The 19,923-nt window shown below is 42.8% G+C and carries 17 protein-coding genes; 4 read left to right on the top strand and 13 right to left on the bottom strand.

Going from position 1 to position 19,923, the window contains the following annotated elements; all coding sequences use genetic code 11:
- Positions 1–229: 229 nt before the first annotated feature.
- The 4 genes from GGR07_RS05170 (at position 230) to GGR07_RS05185 (ending at position 4,178) form a co-directional block, all read left to right on the top strand.
- Positions 230–2,572 carry a DUF3987 domain-containing protein gene (locus GGR07_RS05170; RefSeq protein ID WP_122056610.1) on the top strand — a complete coding sequence of 781 codons (2,343 nt, stop codon included), beginning with the start codon at positions 230–232 and terminating at the stop codon, positions 2,570–2,572.
- Between the two features lie 389 nt (positions 2,573–2,961).
- Positions 2,962–3,459, top strand: a complete 498-nt coding sequence (locus tag GGR07_RS05175) for an HU family DNA-binding protein (RefSeq protein WP_034542487.1) — start codon at positions 2,962–2,964, stop codon at positions 3,457–3,459.
- Between the two features lie 150 nt (positions 3,460–3,609).
- Complete coding sequence (locus GGR07_RS05180; RefSeq protein ID WP_148727201.1) at positions 3,610–3,708, top strand: smalltalk protein; 99 nt, start codon at positions 3,610–3,612, stop codon at positions 3,706–3,708.
- 11 nt (positions 3,709–3,719) lie between these two features.
- Positions 3,720–4,178, top strand: a complete 459-nt coding sequence (locus tag GGR07_RS05185; protein WP_039973022.1) for an N-acetylmuramoyl-L-alanine amidase — start codon at positions 3,720–3,722, stop codon at positions 4,176–4,178.
- Here GGR07_RS05185 and GGR07_RS05190 read toward each other — a convergent pair.
- The 13 genes from GGR07_RS05190 to GGR07_RS05250 all read right to left on the bottom strand — a co-directional run bounded on the left by GGR07_RS05190 (position 4,160) and on the right by GGR07_RS05250 (position 19,922).
- Positions 4,160–4,384 (bottom strand): DUF4248 domain-containing protein, encoded by a 225-nt coding sequence (locus tag GGR07_RS05190; RefSeq protein ID WP_027324879.1) that lies wholly within the window; start codon positions 4,382–4,384, stop codon positions 4,160–4,162. The two genes, GGR07_RS05185 and GGR07_RS05190, sit on opposite strands and share 19 nt — an antisense overlap.
- Positions 4,385–4,530: 146 nt before the next feature.
- Positions 4,531–5,472, bottom strand: coding sequence for a BsuBI/PstI family type II restriction endonuclease (locus tag GGR07_RS05195; protein ID WP_034542405.1), 942 nt, complete (start codon positions 5,470–5,472; stop codon positions 4,531–4,533).
- A gap of 1 nt (position 5,473) precedes the next feature.
- The gene (locus tag GGR07_RS05200) at positions 5,474–7,030 is read right to left on the bottom strand and encodes an Eco57I restriction-modification methylase domain-containing protein (protein WP_034542489.1); all 1,557 of its coding nucleotides are present in this window, start codon (positions 7,028–7,030) and stop codon (positions 5,474–5,476) included.
- Between the two features lie 151 nt (positions 7,031–7,181).
- Positions 7,182–9,557 carry a GumC family protein gene (locus tag GGR07_RS05205; protein ID WP_122056611.1) on the bottom strand — a complete coding sequence of 792 codons (2,376 nt, stop codon included), beginning with the start codon at positions 9,555–9,557 and terminating at the stop codon, positions 7,182–7,184.
- A gap of 20 nt (positions 9,558–9,577) precedes the next feature.
- Positions 9,578–10,372: a polysaccharide biosynthesis/export family protein gene (locus tag GGR07_RS05210; protein ID WP_034542406.1), complete on the bottom strand. Its 795-nt coding sequence runs from the start codon at positions 10,370–10,372 to the stop codon at positions 9,578–9,580.
- 12 nt (positions 10,373–10,384) lie between these two features.
- Positions 10,385–11,536: a DegT/DnrJ/EryC1/StrS family aminotransferase gene (locus GGR07_RS05215; protein WP_034542409.1), complete on the bottom strand. Its 1,152-nt coding sequence runs from the start codon at positions 11,534–11,536 to the stop codon at positions 10,385–10,387.
- 34 nt (positions 11,537–11,570) lie between these two features.
- Complete coding sequence (locus tag GGR07_RS05220) at positions 11,571–13,436, bottom strand: hypothetical protein (protein WP_218567090.1); 1,866 nt, start codon at positions 13,434–13,436, stop codon at positions 11,571–11,573.
- Complete coding sequence (locus GGR07_RS05225; protein WP_172545194.1) at positions 13,433–14,500, bottom strand: NAD/NADP-dependent octopine/nopaline dehydrogenase family protein; 1,068 nt, start codon at positions 14,498–14,500, stop codon at positions 13,433–13,435. The genes GGR07_RS05220 and GGR07_RS05225 overlap by 4 nt, the downstream gene beginning before the upstream one ends.
- On the bottom strand, positions 14,497–15,738 hold the full coding sequence (locus tag GGR07_RS05230) for an ATP-grasp domain-containing protein (RefSeq protein ID WP_034542416.1): 1,242 nt from the start codon (positions 15,736–15,738) through the stop codon (positions 14,497–14,499). Before GGR07_RS05230 ends, GGR07_RS05225 begins: the two co-directional genes overlap by 4 nt.
- Before the next feature lie 11 nt (positions 15,739–15,749).
- A complete protein-coding gene (locus tag GGR07_RS05235; protein WP_034542419.1) occupies positions 15,750–16,361 on the bottom strand; it encodes a sugar transferase in 612 nt (203 codons plus the stop codon).
- Between the two features lie 8 nt (positions 16,362–16,369).
- On the bottom strand, positions 16,370–17,575 hold the full coding sequence (locus GGR07_RS05240) for a glycosyltransferase family 4 protein (RefSeq protein ID WP_034542421.1): 1,206 nt from the start codon (positions 17,573–17,575) through the stop codon (positions 16,370–16,372).
- Positions 17,576–17,579: 4 nt separating this feature from the next.
- Positions 17,580–18,764 carry a non-hydrolyzing UDP-N-acetylglucosamine 2-epimerase gene (gene wecB, locus GGR07_RS05245; RefSeq protein ID WP_034542424.1) on the bottom strand — a complete coding sequence of 395 codons (1,185 nt, stop codon included), beginning with the start codon at positions 18,762–18,764 and terminating at the stop codon, positions 17,580–17,582.
- Positions 18,765–18,776: 12 nt separating this feature from the next.
- The gene (locus GGR07_RS05250) at positions 18,777–19,922 is read right to left on the bottom strand and encodes a capsular polysaccharide biosynthesis protein CapF (protein ID WP_034542427.1); all 1,146 of its coding nucleotides are present in this window, start codon (positions 19,920–19,922) and stop codon (positions 18,777–18,779) included.
- Position 19,923 lies beyond the last annotated feature (1 nt).

Consider the following 19,923-nt stretch of genomic DNA (forward strand, 5'->3'; position numbering starts at 1 on the left):
TGACGGAATTCACCCTTTTTCTGCACAAAAACCTCCCCGAAAAAGCCCCTCCCATAATAAAAAAATAAATAAAAACAGTTCCACACGCCGGAACTGTTTTTAAAAACCGCCGACTTATATTTGCCGCCGGAAAACGGGAAACGCCCTGCCCGCAGGCAAATGCGGAGAAGGGCGGACTCCCGTGAGGAATAAATTATTTAACCTTATTATTAAAAAAAATCATCGTATTATGAAAACTATTGATGAGATTTTCGTTTCCGTATACGGAAGCGTGTATTCCCGCGAACCGCGGACGAGCTCTTTCCGGCAAGTGATGAGCGACTGTATCCAACCCGTACATGCTTCGGCTGTGGAAACCATCCGGAGGTATCACGCCGAAGGCGACAACGAAGCGGCGCAACGGCTCAAGCGCGCCCTGCCCTGCTTCACGCCCGCCGGCACGTTCGAGGGGGCGCATGCCGTCCGAAACTTCCGCAAGCCCAGCCACATCGTGGGGCTCGACTACGACCATGTGCCCGACCGCCACGCGCTCATCCGCCTCTGTGCCGACGACCCGCACACGGTAGCCGCGCTCGAAAGCCCCACCGACGGGCTGAAGGTGTTCGCCTACGTAGACAACATCGAGGGCCGATACCGCGAAGCGCAACGCCTCGTGAGCCGTTACTACGACCGCCTGCTGGGAATGGAGAGCGATCCCGCCTGCAAAGACGAGAGCCGCCTCTGCTATTTCACTTACTCGCCCGGCGGATACCTATCCACGTGGTTCGAACCTTTCGTGCTGCCCGAAGCCGAACCTTGCCTGTGCCCGGAAGGGCCTGCCCTACCCCAAACGGGTGGCGCCGGCGAATGGCCGGAAAAAGAAGAGGCGACAGCCGACCTGAAGCAGTTCCTGATGTCCTATATTTTCTTAAATCCGCTGACACCCGGAATGCGTCATACCAACCTCTTCAAACTGGCCTGCGAAGCCTCCCGGAGAAGGTATCCCGAAAAAGCCGTTTTCCGTGAAATTTTGCCCCGATTCAGCGGTACGGACTTCTCCGAAAACGAGATTAAAAGGGTTCTTTCGGCTGGTTATCAGAAAGTTAATGAATCGAAAGAGGAACAGAACGCCCGCCAAAAGCACGTTTTTGAAAACGTCAAAACGCCAAAACGCCCCTATGACTGTTTTACAAACGATGAAAACGAGTCGGAACGTTACTGGGAAGGAGAAGAACTTCGGAAAACAACCCCTTTCTTTCCCGAAGATTTGTTTAAAAATCTTCCCAAAATGCTCAGCGAATGCATCGTGGAAGAAGAGGACCTGAGGCAACGCGACATCTCTTTCCTTGCTGACCTCACTGCGCTCAGCGCCGCCCTGCCTTGCACTTTCGGCGTGTACAACCACAAGAAATACTCGCCGCACCTCTACAGCGTCGTCATCGCCCCCGCAGGCAGCGGAAAGAGTATCGTGCAGACCGGGCGTTACCTCATCGAAGAGCTGCACCGCGACATCCTGCGCCAGAGCGACCGGGCGATGAAAGCCTACGAACAGGCGCACGACGCATGGCTGGCGAACGTACGGAAGCGCAAGAAGAAGACGGAGCAAGCGGAACAGCCGGAACCCGAACACCCACCCTTCAAGATGTTCATCATCCCCGCCACCACCAGCTACACGCGCATGCAGATGCAGATGCAAGACAACGGCAGCATGGGAAGCATCATCTTCGACACCGAAGCCCAGTCGCTCTCCACAGCCAACCACCTCGATTGCGGCAACTTCGACGATATGTTGCGCAAAGCTTTCGAACACGAGAATATCGACTCCTCGTTCAAGAGCAACGGCATGCGCCCCATCTGCATCTCGCACCCCAAGCTCGCCATGCTGCTCACAGGCACACCGGGACAGCTCGCCACCCTGCTCAACAGTTCCGAGAACGGGCTGGCAAGCCGCATCCTCTACTACACCTATCGGGAAGCGCCCCGCTGGAAAGAGATGGGCGACCAGAGCGAATCGCTCGAAGACCGTTTCATTCCCCTCGCCCGGCGCGTCAGCGAGCTATACCGTTTCTGCCTCGAACATCCCCTGTTGTTTCATTTCACGCCCAGACAGTGGAAACGCCTGAACCGCACCTTCGCCGGCCTGCTCGAAGACACCGTGCTTGCCAGCAACGACGATTTGCAGGCTGTGGTGAAGCGCTATGCCTTCATAGTGATGCGTGTCAGCATGATTCAAACCCGGATACGGCAGTTCGAGAACCTCGATACGGCCCCCGAAATCTACTGTTCCGACGTCGACTTCGAGCATGCGATGCAGCTCGTGCTCTGCTGCTACGAACACAGCCGGCTGCTACTCTCGTCCATGACCTGCGAGAAAGCAGAACCTTTGAATAATCCTGACAAATATGCGGATTTTTTCAACTGTCTCCCGTCTGTTTTCACCACCGAAGAAGCGTATGAAGTCGCTGCAAACACCCAACTGAGCAAACGCACTGTCACAAGGCTGCTAAAGGGGTTAAACGGACTGAAAATCAACAAAATAAAGCATGGAGTCTATGAAAAGTTGCAAAAAAAAGGGGACATAGTGGCGTTTTGACGTTTTGGCGTTTTCAAATCCTCAAAAAATCCCCGGGACGTTCGGAGAAGCGTCCCGGGGAAAGCCTTTGATAAATAGTAAACTATTATTACATCATGAATGCGTTTAAACGTTTTGTGAAAAGCTCCGCCGCCTTTTTTTTCAAAACCCGTCGTGTTCGATGCCAAAGCCCGCCATGTTTTTTTCAAAGCCCGCCGTGTTCGATGCCAAAGCCCGCCGACTTTTTTTCAAAGCCCGCCGGCTTTTTCCCATCCGCAGCCTCCGGTTTTTCTTTTTCCCACCCCGTCAATGAACGTCATTGAGCGTCACGCCCGCATTCCGCTATGCTATCTTTGCCATGTAATCGATTACCAACGTACTCAAAACCAATGTTTAACCAAAAACAAATCATTATGCAAAATTACATTGTCGTATCCCGTAAAAACCTGCAAAAACCGCAGGAATCCCCCAAGTTCTACGCCATGGCACGCAGCGGCCGCAAAGTGAGCGTCAAAGATGTCTGCAAACGCATCTCCGAACGGTCGTCGTACTCGAAAGGAGAACTCGAAGGCTGCATAGGCGAATTCCTTATCGAAATACTGAACGTGCTGGGCGAAGGAAACATCGTGCAACTGGGCGACTTGGGAAACTTCCGCATGTCCATCAAAACCGGAACACCCACCAAGACCGAGAAAGAGTTCACCACCTCGTGCATCAAACAGGGACGGGTGTTGTTCCATCCGGGCAACGACCTCCGCAAACTCTGCAAGACGATGGACTTCGTGCTCTACAAGCCCGACACCAAACCCGAAACGGAAGGAAAACCGAAACCGCCCGCAACAAGCGGTGACAATGCGCACGGAGGCGGCGGAAGCGGACTTCCCGAAGCTCCCGATCCGGGATTATAATCCCTCTCTTTCGCATTAACCTTCGTCCGTCTATCTCTATATTCTCTTTATCGACGAAGATTATAATCCCTCTCCTTCGCCTTGACCTCCAAAGTCGAGGCGAAAGAAAAAAGTACAGAACACAAGTAAAAACTTAATCTTAAAAAAATCATGAAAAAACAAGTCGTCAAAAACATTCTCCAATTCATCATCACAGTAGCCACAGCCATCATCTCCGCCATCGGAGTAGTCTCCTGTATGGGCCATTAACCGTTCGTGCCATGAAACAGTCCGCAGAACAATATCTCCCCCGTGAGATCAAGCTACTGGTCATCCATTGCAGCGCCACGCGCTGCAATGTTCCCTTCCCTGTCGAGCGTCTTCGTGAAAGTCATCTCGCACGAGGTTTCCGCGACATCGGCTACCACTTCTACATCACCCGCGACGGCAGGCTGCACCACTGCCGGCCCGTGAGCGAGCCCGGAGCGCATGTACGCGGATTCAACCGCCACAGCATCGGCATCTGCTACGAGGGCGGGCTCGATGAGCAAGGACGCCCCACAGACACCCGCACCCGCATGCAACGGCTGGCGCTGGCCGACCTTCTCAGCATCCTGACCTATCAATACCCCGATGCCCTGATCGTGGGGCACAACCAGGTCACCGCCGACATCCGCAAAGCCTGTCCCTGCTTCGACGCCCGGAAAGAGTACGAATGCCTTCAAGGCTCCCCCAGGTAGCGGGTGATCAGCCTCACCTCCCTGGCCGTGAAAGCCTTTGTTTTCGGATGGTAATTCGTTTGGCGCATCTCCTGCATCAACGGTTCGCACCGGCGCATCCACCGCCTCAGCTTGTTCACCGCCACCCCCGCTTCGAGGTCGGGGAAATACATCCTCGCCAGTTCGTTTTTATCATAACATTTTACTACAAAATCATTCAATTCCATACTGTCTTTTCCATAGGTTTTACCCTATAAAGATAATAAATAAGCGGCTGAATCCCAAGAGATCAGCCGCTTATTTATCAATTATTTTCGCTATTCGTCAGGTCGTTTTTCTTATCCGAAAATGCTATGCTCCTTTAATCCATAAACTAATTTCTTGGTCCGATAAACCGATCTCCATTGAAGTGAATCATATGATCCGGATTTTCTGCGATCCAAACTTCTGTTTCCCATGCAATGTCTGCCACATGTTTCTTAAATTCAGTCTTATCAGGGAAAGCTGTAACATACACTTTCCCCGCTTTACATTCTTTTGTGAAATCTTCCAACTCAATTACACGTTTCGGAGATACCGGACCGTGTGAGGTAACCACCTCAATTAAAAACAGCCACTCTTTATAGCTATCATAAATAACAATATCAGGCAATTTGCTATGTTCGGTTATTGGAATGCCGATTTCTTTTAAAAGCTCCTTGTTGCAATAAAGATCTTTATTGGCCGTATCACCGATATAAAGAACCTTCGAACCTGACGCAAAACGAGGGGCAAACTCATTAATGACCATTGCTTGTATTTCATTATGCTTACCCGGAGATAATTTAAACTCCACACCTTCAATGGTAACCGGTATCATTTCCATCATACGATTTTTCTCATATTCCTCAATCAATCGTCCGACAGCATTATTAAAGCTCTGAGCTTTAGTTTTCCATTCTCCGGTATTATATGATTTTATCACTTCACAAGCTTCTTCTGTCAATTTATAATGGGCATTCGGGCTATTTACCGGTAAAGCCGGATTATCAGGATTGTAATCTACAATACGTGCTTGCAAAAACTGATGAAGCACCTGGCGTCTGAAAGTTTCCCGTGTGTTGGGAGCATACGGTTGTTCCTTTTTATAGTTCCTATTGACAAACGCCATAATATCCTTACTGATTTTTAAGCTGTTGCGAGTAGTATCTGTCCACTTATCCTTCTCCTTCAGTCCGCATAACGCAAGTAAAGTCAGAGCGGAAATTTCATTCTGCTGTGCGGGTGGTAACCCCAATACAGACAATATTTCTTGTGCTTCACTTATCTTACTCATACTACATGAAATATTTATTTACAATTTTATTTACGTTCACCATAGAATAATCATTCGTGGCAATTAAGTCTTTCCCAATACTCTTAATAACTTCAAGAGGAGGCATGGGCATTTCTCTCAGTTCCGTAGCACTGACATTTACATTCCCGTTGAATGTCCTGAAATAATTATCAAACAAATCACTATTCAATAAAGCGGCTATTCCCATTACCTCCATACGATTCAAATGTCCTTTAGGACGATAAATATAATTCAGTTTGTTTTCTATTCCTACGTAGCCGCAAGAAGTCATATTGCCAAAATAAGGTGCGGCAATTAACCGGCTGCTATCGTCTTTAGAACTAAAACGCCGCAAAAGGACATAATTCTTATTGGGCAATAAAGTTGATACAGAACTTGCATTTATACGGATAAATTGCGGTTTTCCTTCTTTTACAACAGGATGATCTGCCAACATCTTTACCACATTATGCAGCCAATATAATGAAGTGGTCTCCTCTTCGGCAGTATCACATAATTGTTCCTTTGACCGAAAAGCCACTACCGGACCGGTAGAAATCTGAATATGGTATTTATTCAAGTTACCATTCCATGACTTGAATAGCTTAATAATTTTCTCGTCTCGAAGATTGACGGGCAAATGCAATATCTGTTCTTTTGAAGTAAGGTCAATAATTTCTTTCTGCCGTACAGTTCTAATTACAGAAGCAGCTAGATCAAAAAGTCCTTCGCTATATGATAATATAATATTATAATCCGTTTCCTTTTTAGGGGAACACTTCATTATAAGTGTTTCCTGAAGAACATTATCTTTTGAGAATGTATCTTTCCTTGTATTGAAGAGATGAATAAAGTCTATCTGCACATGCTCGAACAAAAAATTACGGAACAAACGGAAATATCTTCCCGAAGTAAAACTTCTTGGAGTGATATATATCATCTGACCTTGTTCAGTAAGCAGCAAGGCCGACACAGCCATAAATATCGAATAAATATTGGGTTGTCCGTCTATAATGCGTTGAGCTGCCTTTGCCCTTTTATCTTCCTTAGAAAGTTTGAAATAAGGGGGATTCGATATGATTAAATCAAATTTCTGTAAGTTGTCTACTTTTTCGTAAATCGTATCAGCATATAACACTGAATAATTGGACAAAATAAAGTCCTTACAAGATGAATGACAATCAATGCGAACATTATGACGCTCTCCCCATGTTGTCAGATATTCCAGCACCCTTTGTAATGCCGGCATAAGATTTTCATCGGTTTCGTATGCAACTAGCTCTATTCGTTTTACCTTTGATTGCAAAACCAGACTCTCAATTGCCGCACAGGACAACAAAGCAGTTCCGCATCCCGGATCTAATATGGTAATGGAATCTTTGTCACAATCGATTTGTTTGCTCATAAAGTGACCGATAGATATAGGCGTAAAAAACTGACCATTACTTTTTTTGAAAGTAGCGCTAACCGTATCAGCATATAGTTTGCCTATTCTATCGGCATAGTGGGTAGGTAATTCATCCTGATAAGGCTTTATTTCAGACCAGCTTATATTCATAATTGCAAAATTATAAAAAAACTTTGTATTCTTCTTATGAATGTATTTTTTCTTCGTAAGCATCCGATAAAGACAATAAATAAGCGGCTGAATCCCAAAAGATCAGCCGCTTATTTATCAATTATTTTAGCTATTCGTCAGGTCGTTTTTCTTATCTTTCCGATTCTTGTCCGTATCCGGCATGACGGGCATATCCGTACTTGCCATACCCGTAATAATAGCCGTATTTCTTCTTTCTCAGATCGATGCCGTTGATCACCGTACACAGTTTCGGCAGCTTCTGCTCTTTCGCCAGATCGTTAATCAGCATGAACTCAGCCTTGCGGGTATAGTCGGCACGGCACACGTACACCGAAACATCTGCCACACGGGCTATGAGCAACGTATCCGTCACCATGCCGATGGGAGCGGTATCCAGAATCACGTAATCGAACTTCTCTTTCAGGGTAGCTATCGCCTCGTCCAGTCCCTCGCGCGCCAGCAGCTCCGTCGGGTTCGGCGGAACCATCCCTCCGGGCAAAATATACAAGTTCCCGCTCACGTCCGAAGGCTGTACCAGCTCCATGATATCCATCGACGGGTTTGCCAGATACTGCGTGATTCCCTTTTCTTTGGTCGAGAGGCGGAACACCTTGTTTAACCCCGGTTTCCGGATATCCAGCCCCACGATTACCACCTTCTTACCCAGATAAGAAAGGCTGAGCGCCAGATTTGCCGAAGTAAATGATTTTCCCTCGCCGCTCACCGTCGAGGTAAACAGAATCACCTGCTTGTCTTGCAGCATAAACTGCAGGTTCGTACGGATGTGGCGGAATGTCTCGCTCATCATATCATTCCGGTTTTCGAACACCGCGATCGATCCCTGCCTGCCGTTCTCGTCCGTCAACGGGATATCTCCTATGATGGGCACCGAGGTTAATTTCTCGACATCCATGTGACCTTCTATCTTGTACTTCGTGAGGTCGATGAGGTAAATGACTCCCACAGGAAGCGCTATGCCGAGCATCAGCGCCGCCAGATAAATCAGCCCCTTTTTCGGAGCCACCGGCGTGTCTTCGGCAATCGCCTCGTCAATCACCTTCGCATTGTTTGCCGTAGCCGCCAGCGTGATAGCGTTCTCTTCCCGCTTCTGCAACAACATCAGATACAACCCCGCTTTAATTTCCTGCTGACGCGAGATGCTTACCAATTCGCGTTCCTGTCCCGGCGCATTGCTGATGCGTTGGGAGAAACGTCCCGCTTCCCTGTCCAGATCCGCTTTCGTAATCATCAATCCCTGCAACGTGCCGTCCAGCGTAGCTTGTACATTCGCCTTCATCGCCTGAATGCTCGTGTTCAGATTCACAATGGCGGGGTTATCTTCCGTCGATGTGCGCAACAGCCGTTTCCTCTCGATGAGCATCTCGTTGTAGCGGTCGATCGAAGCTGTCAGCGAAACGTCTTTCAGCCCTACATTGCTGGGCAACACCTCGTACTCGTTACGCAGCATATATTTCCGGAGATCCTGCACCAGATTGATCTGTGTACGGTTTTCCGCCCGCTTCTTCTCATATTCGGCACTTCCTGTCAACGCTATCTGCGCATCGCTGCTCAGGTCGGTAATCCCCGCGCTCCGCTTGAACGCTTCCAGATTCGCCTCCGTACTCCCCAACTCCTTCGAGATAATACCGATGCGCTCGTCGATAAACTGCGCCGTCTTCTGCGCGATCTCGTTCTTATCGTTGTTCGTGTTGCGATTGTACATCTCCACCAACTTGTTGATAAAGTCCTTTCCGCGCTCCTTGCTCGTATTTTTCAGTGAAATCACCGCCACCGAAGTCGTTTTTGAAGTGGGAGCAATGTTCAGGTTTTTCCCATATTCTTTCGCCACCTGCATCGGGCGACTGATGACCGCCGTAATATGCCGCTTTTCCTTCTTCAGCGAGTCTCCCGAAGCGAAAAATGCCAGTGTGCCTTCATCCGTAGGGAATACGGCGGGCAGCTTGTCGAACCGCTTTTCATACCGTTTTTCTTCCACTTCCACATTCACATCCAAAACGCCTTCCGGATACAGTACCATATACACCTCCATCGGCTTCTTCAATTCGGCGGCTTCCTGAGGGGTCAGGCTCACCTGCACCGGCGATGTCAGATACAAATCTTCTTTAGGGAACGGATCCTCGTCGCGGTAAGTCACGTAAAGGTTGAGTTGCTCCACCACCTCCTTCACCAGGCTTTTGGAGCGTAGCACCTCCATCTCGTTGTCGAGGCTCTGCGACGAGCTCATGATCCCCGTCAGCCCCAAGCCTTCCAGCCCCGCCATCGCGTTATTTCCCCCACCTTTCTTATCATCCTTTATCAGCACCGTGGCGGCCACATTGTACACCGGCGAGGTTACGTACAGATACGCATAAGCGACGATCAGACAGGTCGCCACCGCCGCCACGAACCATCGCCAGTGGATGATATATTTAAACAGTATCTCCCGCAGGTTGATCACTTCCTCTTCCTTCTCCCGTGAATTTCCGTTCGAAATTTCTTTCTTCATAAATTCCTTCTCTTCCTGTTTTATTTTAAGATATTAAACAACAAGCTTGCCACCGATACCAAAATCGAAGTAGCAGAGAACCACAGGCTTGTGCTCGTCCCGATATCCGAGCTCTTCGCTTTCGCCTTGTTCGGCGTCACATAAACGATGTCGTTCTGTTGCAGGTAATAATACGGCGACAGTATTGTCTCCGCCTTGTTCAGGTCGAGCGTGACAATCTCCCGCTTCCCGTTGGCGTCTTCCCGTATCAGCTTCACGTTGTCACGCTTTCCGTACACCGTCATATCCCCCGCCATCGCGAGTGCCTCCAGCAAGTTCACCTTTTCGTTGTTGATAGTGAAAGTGCCCGGGCGGGCCACCTCCCCGATCACCGAAATCTTGTAGTTCACCATCCTCACCGTCACGATCGGCTCCTCCTTCATATACGGCTTCAGCCGGTCTACAATCATTCGTTCGGTCTCCTTTTTCGTCATGCCTCCCACGTACAGTTCGCCCAACACCGGAAAGTTTATTTTCCCTTCATTGTCCACCAGATACTGCTGCAACACCGGCTGCGTGGTCGTATAACTCAGATTTGCATTCGCCTGTGTCGCCACCGTCAGGTTGAAAGGCGCGGCCAGTTCCGGGCTTGTGCACGACACCACGATGGTAAGCAAATCCTTCGGCATGATCTTCGCGTCGTACATCTCCTCCCCCTGCGCTTCGGGGTCCAACGCCTCCGCATTTTGCAGGTAAGGCACTTTCTTGTACGAGTGGCAGGCTGTGAACAACACCAGCATCAACAAGCCGCATAAGGTTCGGTTTACTGTCTTCATATTATTATCGTATTAGTTATTTTTTATAAACTTAAACTTCTTAATCTCATCTATAATGTATGCCACATCTTCATCTGTCACACAAGGCCCTGCCGGGATACACAACCCCATATTGAACAAACGCTCTGAAGTTCCGTCCACGTAACAAGGATTACCACTGTATACAGGTTGCAAGTGCATAGGTTTCCACAACGGACGCGTTTCAACCCCCCTCCGGTCAAGATACACACGCAATTCCTCATAATCAAACCCCGCCACTTCCTTCTCTACAAGGATGGTGCAGAGCCAATAGTTCGCATCGAAGCGTTCATCCGGATTCGATTTCAACTCGATCCCCTCCACTCCTGCAAACCCTTTTTCGTAAAGCGTATGCACATGGCGGTGATGAGTGATATGATCTTTGAGCACTGTCATCTGCCCCCTGCCTATCCCCGCACAAATATTACTCATCCGATAGTTGTATCCTATCTCTTCATGCTGATAGTATGGGAACGGTTCTCGCGCCTGCGTTGCATAAAACATCGTTTTCTTCTTCGCCTCCTCATCAGCACAGACTAATGCTCCCCCTCCGCTGGTCGTAATCATCTTATTACCGTTGAAGCTCAATGCCCCGAACGTGCCGAACGTACCGCACTTCCGTCCATTGTACTCTGAGCCCAATGCTTCCGCCGCATCTTCCAAGACGGGAATTCCATACTTTTCAGCAATGACACCAATCTCGTCCATTTTAGCAGGCATTCCGTAAAGATGTACCGGAATAATTGCTTTCGGCTTTTTTCCTGTCTTTGCTATCCGGTCTTTAATTGCCTCTTCCAACAGCATCGGACTCATGTTCCACGTATCTTCCTCACTATCTACAAAGACCGGGGTCGCCCCCAAGTAAGTCACCGGATTGGCGGAAGCACAGAATGTAAACGACTGGCAAATTACCTCATCTCCCGCTTTCACTCCCAATTGAATCAATGCCAAATGAATGGCCGCCGTACCGGCAGACAAAGCCACCACTTCTTTCTGTTGCCCTAAGAACGTCTTCAAATCTTCCTCAAAACCATTTACGTTCGGTCCCAAAGGCACTACCCAATTGGTGTCGAACGCTTCTTTTATAAAGTCTTGTTCTTTGCCGCTCATATGTGCGAGACAAAGATATATTTTTTCTTGATTCATCTTAAAAATATTTATATAAATTCACACAATACAACTAACTGTTCCTGCTTATAATTTTTTTATATCTTTCAATTGTATTTATAATATTTCCCTCTTCATCTACCACACGAATGCCTCCATTCTTTATTGCAGTGGTGTAGTTTGTAGCATTTCTAAATTGTTGTTTATAATCCATTAAGTATGGCACAGGGAAAAAACCTTCATCAAAAACTCTATATAATCCTTCCGGTGTATATAGATTAGGTATATAGTTTTCTAATAATCTTATAGACTCTTTTGCTTCATAGAACAGCTCATCTACTCTATTTTGAACATCTTTATCGTGTTTCATATTAGGTATTTTACCTACAGAACGAGCTGTTCTGTATGAATGCAATGCGGATAAAGTTATCTGAATACTCTCTTTTATAACTGATGGGGTTGCCAACCTTACAGCTTCGGAATAGCTAACGACATGAATAATCTCTGGACTGTTAATATTATCAGGCTCTAAATCATCCATTAGAGCAGTGACGGCTGCCAATTGAACTTTAGCTTTTTCCAGATCCGGAGAAAAATAGTCTAAGCCTGCCCTTGCTTGTAAGCTAACATGAAAAGAATCATCTTCCAAATCTCTTACCAATTTCATCATAACTCGTCCCTTTGCTAAATCTTGGACTCCCCAAGTGTACTTAGGGGTATTCAGCATGTTTTGCAGAATAAGATGTTGAATACCCAATTTCTTGGCAGTTTTTGCAGCAAGGAATCCAGAAATAATATATGTTAAATCATCAGCACCTCTAAAAGCAAAGTGATGAGGTACATTTGGCTCCATTGGTTTTCCAGTAAATGCAATATACTTAATTGTTTCAAGATGCTCTCTAAGGTTTTCCAACAAAGAATTTTCTCCTCTTCCGTCAATCTCACAGAACCACCACAAAGATAAAGCATGCCATGAAATATTCAACGCTCTCTCATGTATTCTGGCCAATTTAGGAACATCTTTAGTCCCAGAATATGTTCTCACAAGCATTGGCGATGCTGCTTCCTTTATCAATTGATATTCTATCTCCGAGTTAATAGGAACCCCACCACCATTCGGTAATCCTTCCCAATCCTCACCAAATTTTGACTGAGTCAATTGTGAGCTTCCTATAGAGAGGACATCTAATAATTTAGATGAAGCCAAAATTTTCACCCACGATTGAAATTCTTTTAAAGCTTCTAAACGATTGGGATTATAAGGACCTACATGAGCCCTTATAAGAGGTAAACTTCCTTTAGACTTTGCATAATTCAATCTATCAATAAAAGTATCATTATCTTTTCCACAAGAGGCATATCCATAATGATCTTGTGGGATAATTGTTTTATATCTTTCTGAAGCAATTAACTCGCTGGCAAATTTCCACCTTACATTATCATATTCATTATCTTGCAATAAAGTATTTGGTAACCTCTCCTGTGGAACACCTAGTTTAAGGAGAGACTCTAAAGGAGTTTCGTCTCCTTCAAATACCAAAACAGAATGATTGGTTTTTTCACTAACCAGTTCACAAGTATCCGGTAGACCTGCAAAAAAAATCTGCCTTAACCATCCTTTTCTTTGTACAAAAACATTATCTTGTTGCAAAAGAGAAAATAAAGACATAAAATAATGACAGCCTTCTTGAGGATCTAAACGATAACTAAATCCAAGATTAGTAATACCTTTCTCTTGTAACCATCTTTTTACAAGACCATAATTATTCAATTTATTAATATTTAGTAATGCTTCATTTACTTCATCAGGAGCTATATAAGATTTATATTTACAGTCTTTCAATAAATTAGAAATTGTAGAAACCCCTAAAGTGTGTACATCTATTTTGGGTTTTACAAAACCGAAAACTTCATCACCCACTAATTTACCTTTCATCATTGTATATGATTTAATATTTGATCTATAGAAAGATTTTCCAGACCTAAATGTTTAAGTGTTCTTCCTTCTTTTCTAAAATTAATATTTAGTAATTCACAGCATATGTTTATAACGGATTCAAACAAAGTCATTTTTAACCCAGCTGCTTTACCTAATTCCATAATAGGAAGTACTCCAGTAGGAATATCTTCCATAAGTTGTCGGGTATATATAGAAGAGGGAGCCAAGATATCATGATAAGCAGGATTATTTCTCATTTTCTCACATAATGTATTTCCCTGTATACCTTTATAAGCAAAGGATATCCACTCATTAACACTAAGTAAATCTATTCCATAAGCTTTTCCGACCTCGATTCTTTCTGCATCAAACTTTTCTATAAAAGAAACAATATTAGGCGTTATATCTCTATAAAAATAGAATTCTTCCCCTCTTTCTATTGTAGCTGCATTAAATAATATAACACAAGGATGAAAGATGGCTCCAATATTCTCAAGACTAGTTCTTAACACATTAGAGGTGGGAGTAAAGCATGTAAAGACCTTCCCTATCCTGCTAATAATAAAGTCGGTATCAATAGAAGGCAAAGCTGATATCAGCACATCATCTTTAATACCTATTATATTGACTATTCCTACTTCTTTTGCTCTGCATGCGTATATCAGTGTTTGGGCCTCCGCAATATACAGACGTTTATTACAGTGAGCTCTATTCAAAGCCCACTTAAATTCTAAAGCTCCACAAGTCCTACCTGGGTTAAGAATAATGATTTGATCGTTTTGTAGAAAAGGGCTTAGCTGTATTGCCAATTCCCGATGGGCATTAGCAATAGTTGTTATCATAATGATATCCGTACCAGTCACAGCTACCGACAAATCATTTGTAATACAATTGACATTGCCAAAACCATTTATTTTCCCTTCTAATTTTATACCACCTTTATTTTTTATTTTTTCAACCTTTTCAACATTACGATCGTACAAATTCACATGATATCCTTTTAACCCCAAATATCCGGCAATGGCTTGTCCTCCATTCCCGGCCCCTATTACAGCGAATCTCATAAGCATTCCTCAAACAAAAAATCATGCCTCATTATATCTTTTCCATCTATACCGAGTACTTGTAGCTTCGAATTGGCATATTTAAGTTTTAAGAGAGCTTCCTCTTCCGAATTTCCCACAATCAAAAAGCCTGCAACCCGATCGCTACTGGTATTAGATTTTTCTATCTTAGAGTTTGACATTTTATAAACAAAATAATCATAAATGTTTTTTTCTTCCAAAAGTTTATCAAAATTCTTCAATGTTGAAAATATTCCAGGCTGACAATAGACATAACTCATAATGGCATTATTAAACATCTTTTGTGGATTTACTTGTGGCCTATTTCCCATTAACATCTCAACATAAACTTTCATAATATCTACTCCGGACATTATTTCTATTAATTTATATTTTGATCCTCCTCCCATTCTCGCACTAAACTCAATGACATTATACTCATCTCCATTAACGATTAATTGAATCAATAAGGGCGTATCTTTCAAGTTAAAAGAGTTAACAATTTTTTGAGCAATATCCAATATCTGTTTTTCAACATAAGGAATGACAGGGGGGTAATAACTCTGTATAATGGTAAAAGAATCTTGATTCTCTTTTATTTTTTTTGAGGCAGTAACTAATAATAGTTTAGGAGTAGTACCTTCAACATATATATCCACTGATAACTCTTCTCCCTTTTTAAATTCTTCAACTATAACTTTTTTTGAAATAGAATATCTAAAAGCTTCTTCTAAAGCAGAATCTAATTGAGCATGAGAAAAAACTTTCTTTACCCCCTTAGAACCGTTACTATCTACAGGCTTAACAACTAACGGATATGATAAAAAAGAAAGTGATTTCTCATCATTCTTTTCATTTAGACATACATATTTGGCAGTTGGAATATCATTATCTACCATTTTTTTCTTCATAAATAGTTTATTCGTTAAATCACGAACATCCTTTTCTGTCAGATATGAGGGGATTCCTAATTGTGTAGCTACATATGCCATTGTAGACAATGGTTGATCTCCACAAGCAGTTAGGATATAGTCTATTTTTTCAGATCTTGCTATCGTAAGCACCGCTTGTTTATCCATTGTACTTACAGGAAAAAATTTATCGGAATACTCTATAGCTCTAACATTAGTTGATTGATCTACTAATAATATTTCGACCTCATTATTAAAAAAACATCTCAACTCTTTTATAAATGCGATCTGGTCATTCCCTCCAGCCAATACCATTACCTTTTTCATATCCTCTAATATTAATTTGTTCCATCAAAACCTATCGCACCAACTTTATTTTCAGCAGAGTTAATATTCTTGCATAAAAAAACATTTTTTATTGTCAAAAGTATTATCTTCAAGTCCAAAATAAAAGAAAGATGATCTACATACCACACATCTAATTCAAACTTTTTTGTCCATGTTATAGCATTTCTACCATTAACTTGTGCCCATCCAGTAATTCCAGGACGAACATCATGCCTTCTAGCTTGTTCTTTACTGTATAGCTCTAGGTAACGTATCATTAATGGTCTTGGTCCTATTAATGCCATATCTCCTTTTAACACATTTATTAATTGAGGCAACTCATCAATGGACATCCTCCGAATGAAAGAGCCAATAGGAGTTATTCTTTTTTCATTTGAAAGTAACTGCCCCTTAACATCTCTCTCGTTTGTCATAGTCTTAAATTTTATAACTCTAAATATTTTTCCTTTCTTCCCAGGCCTTTCTTGAAAAAAGAAAACACCATCCCCCCTATTAGCTATAAAAAGTAAGATAGAAACAAACAATAATAAAGGGGAAAAAACAATTAACATCAAAAAAGCTAAAAAGCAATCTAAGCCACGTTTTATACAGTTTTTATACATAATGAGAGCTATTTTAAGTGTTTTATAATTTTTTCATAAGTGTTCTTTATAGAATAATTATTTAACAGGAACTGATACCCTGCTTCTCCCATTGTTTTAATCTTAGCAGGATTACTCAAATATTGATCAACACATCTCGTAAAGTGGTTGACATCAACACTTTCACACCAATATCCATACCCATTCTCCTCAGCTATGATACCTATATCGGTATTGACGTCTGTAGCTGCAATAATAGGCATTTTACATTCCAAATAAGACAAAAGTCTAGATGGATAATTAGGTATTTTAAAACGATAATCAAGAAAGACCAACCCTATATCACATGAAGAAACTAAAGCATCATAATCCTTTTTAGATAGACGAGGAAAAAGAGAAATATTATTTATCTGATTATCAACAATCCACTTTTCTAATCTTGAATATTCCGTTCCATTTCCAACTATTAAAAAATGACAATCCTTTCTATTTCCATTATGTTCTAAACAATTAATTAAGAAATCAACACCTTGCGGCTTTCCTAAATTTCCTCCATAAATAAAGATAGGCCTGTCAGCAGGTAAATTATATTTTTCTCGAATCCTTCCTTTATCAACATCTTCTTTTTTTTCGACGATTTCAATACTATTGGGAGCAACCTCAACTCTCTCGGCAGAGATAAAAGAATTATGTTTTAATATATACCTTACATTCGCAGGTGACATACAGCCTATATAATCAGAGTTTCGATATAAGTTTTTCTCCTTTTTTCGAAAATAGGAATAAAAAAGATTACGCTTAGAAAGTATTCCTAAATCAACCGCATTCTGTGGAAAGATATCCTTTAGCAACAAATAAGAAATAGAATTAGGATTCCTCTTTTTTAGATATTTTACGATATTCGTAAAAGTAATAGGGGGTGTAGAGTATAAAATCAAATCGAAAGAAAGATCTGAAAAATACCTTTTAATGGCTAAACGATATTGAGTTTCAATTAGAATTGTGGCTATACCTTTTTCTACTACATTTGTTTTCTGAATATTTAAAGTTCTTACTCCTAAAATATGAATTCCGTCTACTTCTTTTAATGAAGTTAAAAGACCAAATTGTCGCTCATAAGGAGTCACAATATAAACATTATGCCCCTCATCTCTAAACTTTCGCATTAAATCAGTATATATTCCTCTTTCATTTATATCATTAATGCGACTGATTGTCAAAAATATTACATTCATGGAATCAATATTTCCTCCAAACCATTTTATTTACCACTCCGGTATAGCTCTGAATCAGCTTTACTACCTTAGTAGACACAATCTCGTCCGTATAATCGGGAACTGGCAAACCATGTTCCCCGTTATTATTCATATTCACAGCGGTAGACACAGCTTGTAACAGCGACTTTTCATCTATTCCCGCCAAAAAGAAACAACCTTTGTCAAGAGCTTCGGGACGTTCGGTAGAAGTACGAATACATACAGCCGGGAAAGGGTGCCCTACACTAATGAAAAAGCTACTCTCTTCGGGCAATGTCCCCGAATCGGACACAACAGCATAAGCGTTCATCTGCAAACAGTTGTAGTCATGAAATCCAAGAGGGGCATGTTGAATGACACGAGTATCCAAATTGAAACCTGTAGACTCTAGTCTTTTCTTGCTGCGTGGATGGCAGCTATAAAGAATAGGTATGTCGTATTTCTCTGCCAACGCATTGATGGCAGAGAAAAGAGAAAGAAAGTTCTTCTCCGTATCAATATTCTCTTCCCGGTGGGCAGAAAGCAGTATATATTTTCCTTTTTGCAATCCAAGCCGTTGATGCACATCGCTTGCTTTAATCTCTGCCAGATTTTCGTGCAGGACCTCTGCCATCGGTGAACCGGTAACATACGTACGTTCTTTTGCCACTCCCGAGGCATTGAGGTAACGACGTGCATGCTCGGAATAACATATATTGACATCCGAAATGATGTCGACAATTCGGCGATTGGTTTCTTCTGGAAGACATTCATCAAAACATCGATTACCTGCTTCCATGTGAAAAATAGGAATATGCAAACGTTTGGCAGAAATGACGGACAAACAACTGTTGGTATCCCCTAACACCAAAACAGCCTCAGGAGCTGTCTGTAACATGAGTTTGTAACTGCAGTTAATGATATTACCTACCGTCGATCCTAAATCATCACCTACGGCATTCATATATACTTCGGGATCTTTCAACTTCAAATCACGAAAGAACACTTCATTCAAATTATAATCGTAATTCTGTCCTGTATGGGCAAGAATACAATCAAAATATTTACGGCATTTATTAATTACTGACGCCAAGCGAATAATTTCGGGACGGGTTCCGACAATGATGAGCAGTTTCAGTTTACCGTTATCCTGAAACCGGATATCTGAATAATCTAATTTTATATCCATAACAATTATTTTTTATACTTTCTCAAAATAAGTATCGGGGCGGTTTGGGTCAAAACATTCGTTACACCACATAAAAGTAACTAAATCTTCTGTCTCGGAAAGATTAATAATATTATGCGTATATCCGGGTATCATTTCCACCACTTCTATCTTCTTACCACTCACTTCGAAGCCGATTACTTCCTCCGTTCCAATCTTGCGAAGCTGAATAAGCCCCCGGCCACTTACCACTACAAACTTTTCGTTTTTGGTATGATGCCAATGCTGCCCTTTAGTAATACCGGGTTTAGAAATATTTACGGAAAACTGCCCCCGGTCATCGGAACGAATGATTTCTGTAAAGCTTCCTCTATCATCCACATTCATCTTCAGCGGATAGCTGAATTTATCTTTCGGCAAATAAGACAAATAGGTTGAATATAGTTTTTTGGTAAAAGCATCCTTTAAATTCGGTACATTCAGATTTTCCGGCATCTGCCTGAATGAGTAAAGCAACTCAACAATTTCACCTAAAGTAATGGTATGTACGACAGAAACTTTACAATACTTTCCTTCCCGGTGCTCATTGCCGCTTAAAGCGCCAATCAGTTCATCTACCACATCGTCTATATACACCAAATTCATCAACACGCTCGGGTCATTCACCTGAATGGATAAATCGTTCGCGATATTATTACAGAAAGTAGCCACTGCACTGTTGTAATTGGGACGACACCATTTTCCAAACACATTGGGAAAGCGATAAACCAATACTTTTGCCCCTGTTTCTTTAGAATAGTTGAACACCAACTCTTCACCAGCCCGTTTCGATTCTCCGTACGGATTATCCAGCGCAGCCTGTGTAGATGAAGAAATCATAACTGGACAAGCATTTCGATGCTTCTTTAAGGTATTTAACAATGTAGATGCAAACCCGAAATTGCCCACCATAAACTCGGATGTTTCTTTCGGACGGTTTACCCCAGCCAGATTGAATACAAAGTCTGCATTTTTACAATACACATCCAACTCGCCAGGATCGCTGTCTACATCATATTCGAAGATCTTCAAATCTTCGGATAAATTATAATTCCGGGCTTTCCCCGCTTGAATGTTATGTAATTGAGAAACTAGATTTTTTCCGACAAACCCCTTCGCACCGGTAACCAAAATATTCATG

This window comes from Bacteroides pyogenes, from assembly GCF_014196225.1.
Lineage (GTDB): Bacteria > Bacteroidota > Bacteroidia > Bacteroidales > Bacteroidaceae > Bacteroides > Bacteroides pyogenes_A.

Excerpts from the sequence above, each read along its gene's own strand:
- GGR07_RS05170 (WP_122056610.1), top strand. The coding sequence starts at position 230 with ATGAAAACTATTGATGAGATTTTCGTTTCCGTATACGGAAGCGTGTAT.
- GGR07_RS05180 (WP_148727201.1), top strand. The coding sequence starts at position 3,610 with ATGAAAAAACAAGTCGTCAAAAACATTCTCCAATTCATCATCACAGTA.
- GGR07_RS05185 (WP_039973022.1), top strand. The coding sequence starts at position 3,720 with ATGAAACAGTCCGCAGAACAATATCTCCCCCGTGAGATCAAGCTACTG.
- GGR07_RS05190 (WP_027324879.1), bottom strand. The coding sequence starts at position 4,384 with ATGGAATTGAATGATTTTGTAGTAAAATGTTATGATAAAAACGAACTG.
- GGR07_RS05195 (WP_034542405.1), bottom strand. The coding sequence starts at position 5,472 with ATGAGTAAGATAAGTGAAGCACAAGAAATATTGTCTGTATTGGGGTTA.
- GGR07_RS05200 (WP_034542489.1), bottom strand. The coding sequence starts at position 7,030 with ATGAATATAAGCTGGTCTGAAATAAAGCCTTATCAGGATGAATTACCT.
- GGR07_RS05205 (WP_122056611.1), bottom strand. The coding sequence starts at position 9,557 with ATGAAGAAAGAAATTTCGAACGGAAATTCACGGGAGAAGGAAGAGGAA.
- GGR07_RS05210 (WP_034542406.1), bottom strand. The coding sequence starts at position 10,372 with ATGAAGACAGTAAACCGAACCTTATGCGGCTTGTTGATGCTGGTGTTG.
- GGR07_RS05215 (WP_034542409.1), bottom strand. The coding sequence starts at position 11,536 with ATGAATCAAGAAAAAATATATCTTTGTCTCGCACATATGAGCGGCAAA.
- GGR07_RS05220 (WP_218567090.1), bottom strand. The coding sequence starts at position 13,436 with ATGATGAAAGGTAAATTAGTGGGTGATGAAGTTTTCGGTTTTGTAAAA.
- GGR07_RS05225 (WP_172545194.1), bottom strand. The coding sequence starts at position 14,500 with ATGAGATTCGCTGTAATAGGGGCCGGGAATGGAGGACAAGCCATTGCC.
- GGR07_RS05230 (WP_034542416.1), bottom strand. The coding sequence starts at position 15,738 with ATGAAAAAGGTAATGGTATTGGCTGGAGGGAATGACCAGATCGCATTT.
- GGR07_RS05235 (WP_034542419.1), bottom strand. The coding sequence starts at position 16,361 with ATGTATAAAAACTGTATAAAACGTGGCTTAGATTGCTTTTTAGCTTTT.
- GGR07_RS05240 (WP_034542421.1), bottom strand. The coding sequence starts at position 17,575 with ATGAATGTAATATTTTTGACAATCAGTCGCATTAATGATATAAATGAA.
- wecB (WP_034542424.1), bottom strand. The coding sequence starts at position 18,764 with ATGGATATAAAATTAGATTATTCAGATATCCGGTTTCAGGATAACGGT.
- GGR07_RS05250 (WP_034542427.1), bottom strand. The coding sequence starts at position 19,922 with ATGAATATTTTGGTTACCGGTGCGAAGGGGTTTGTCGGAAAAAATCTA.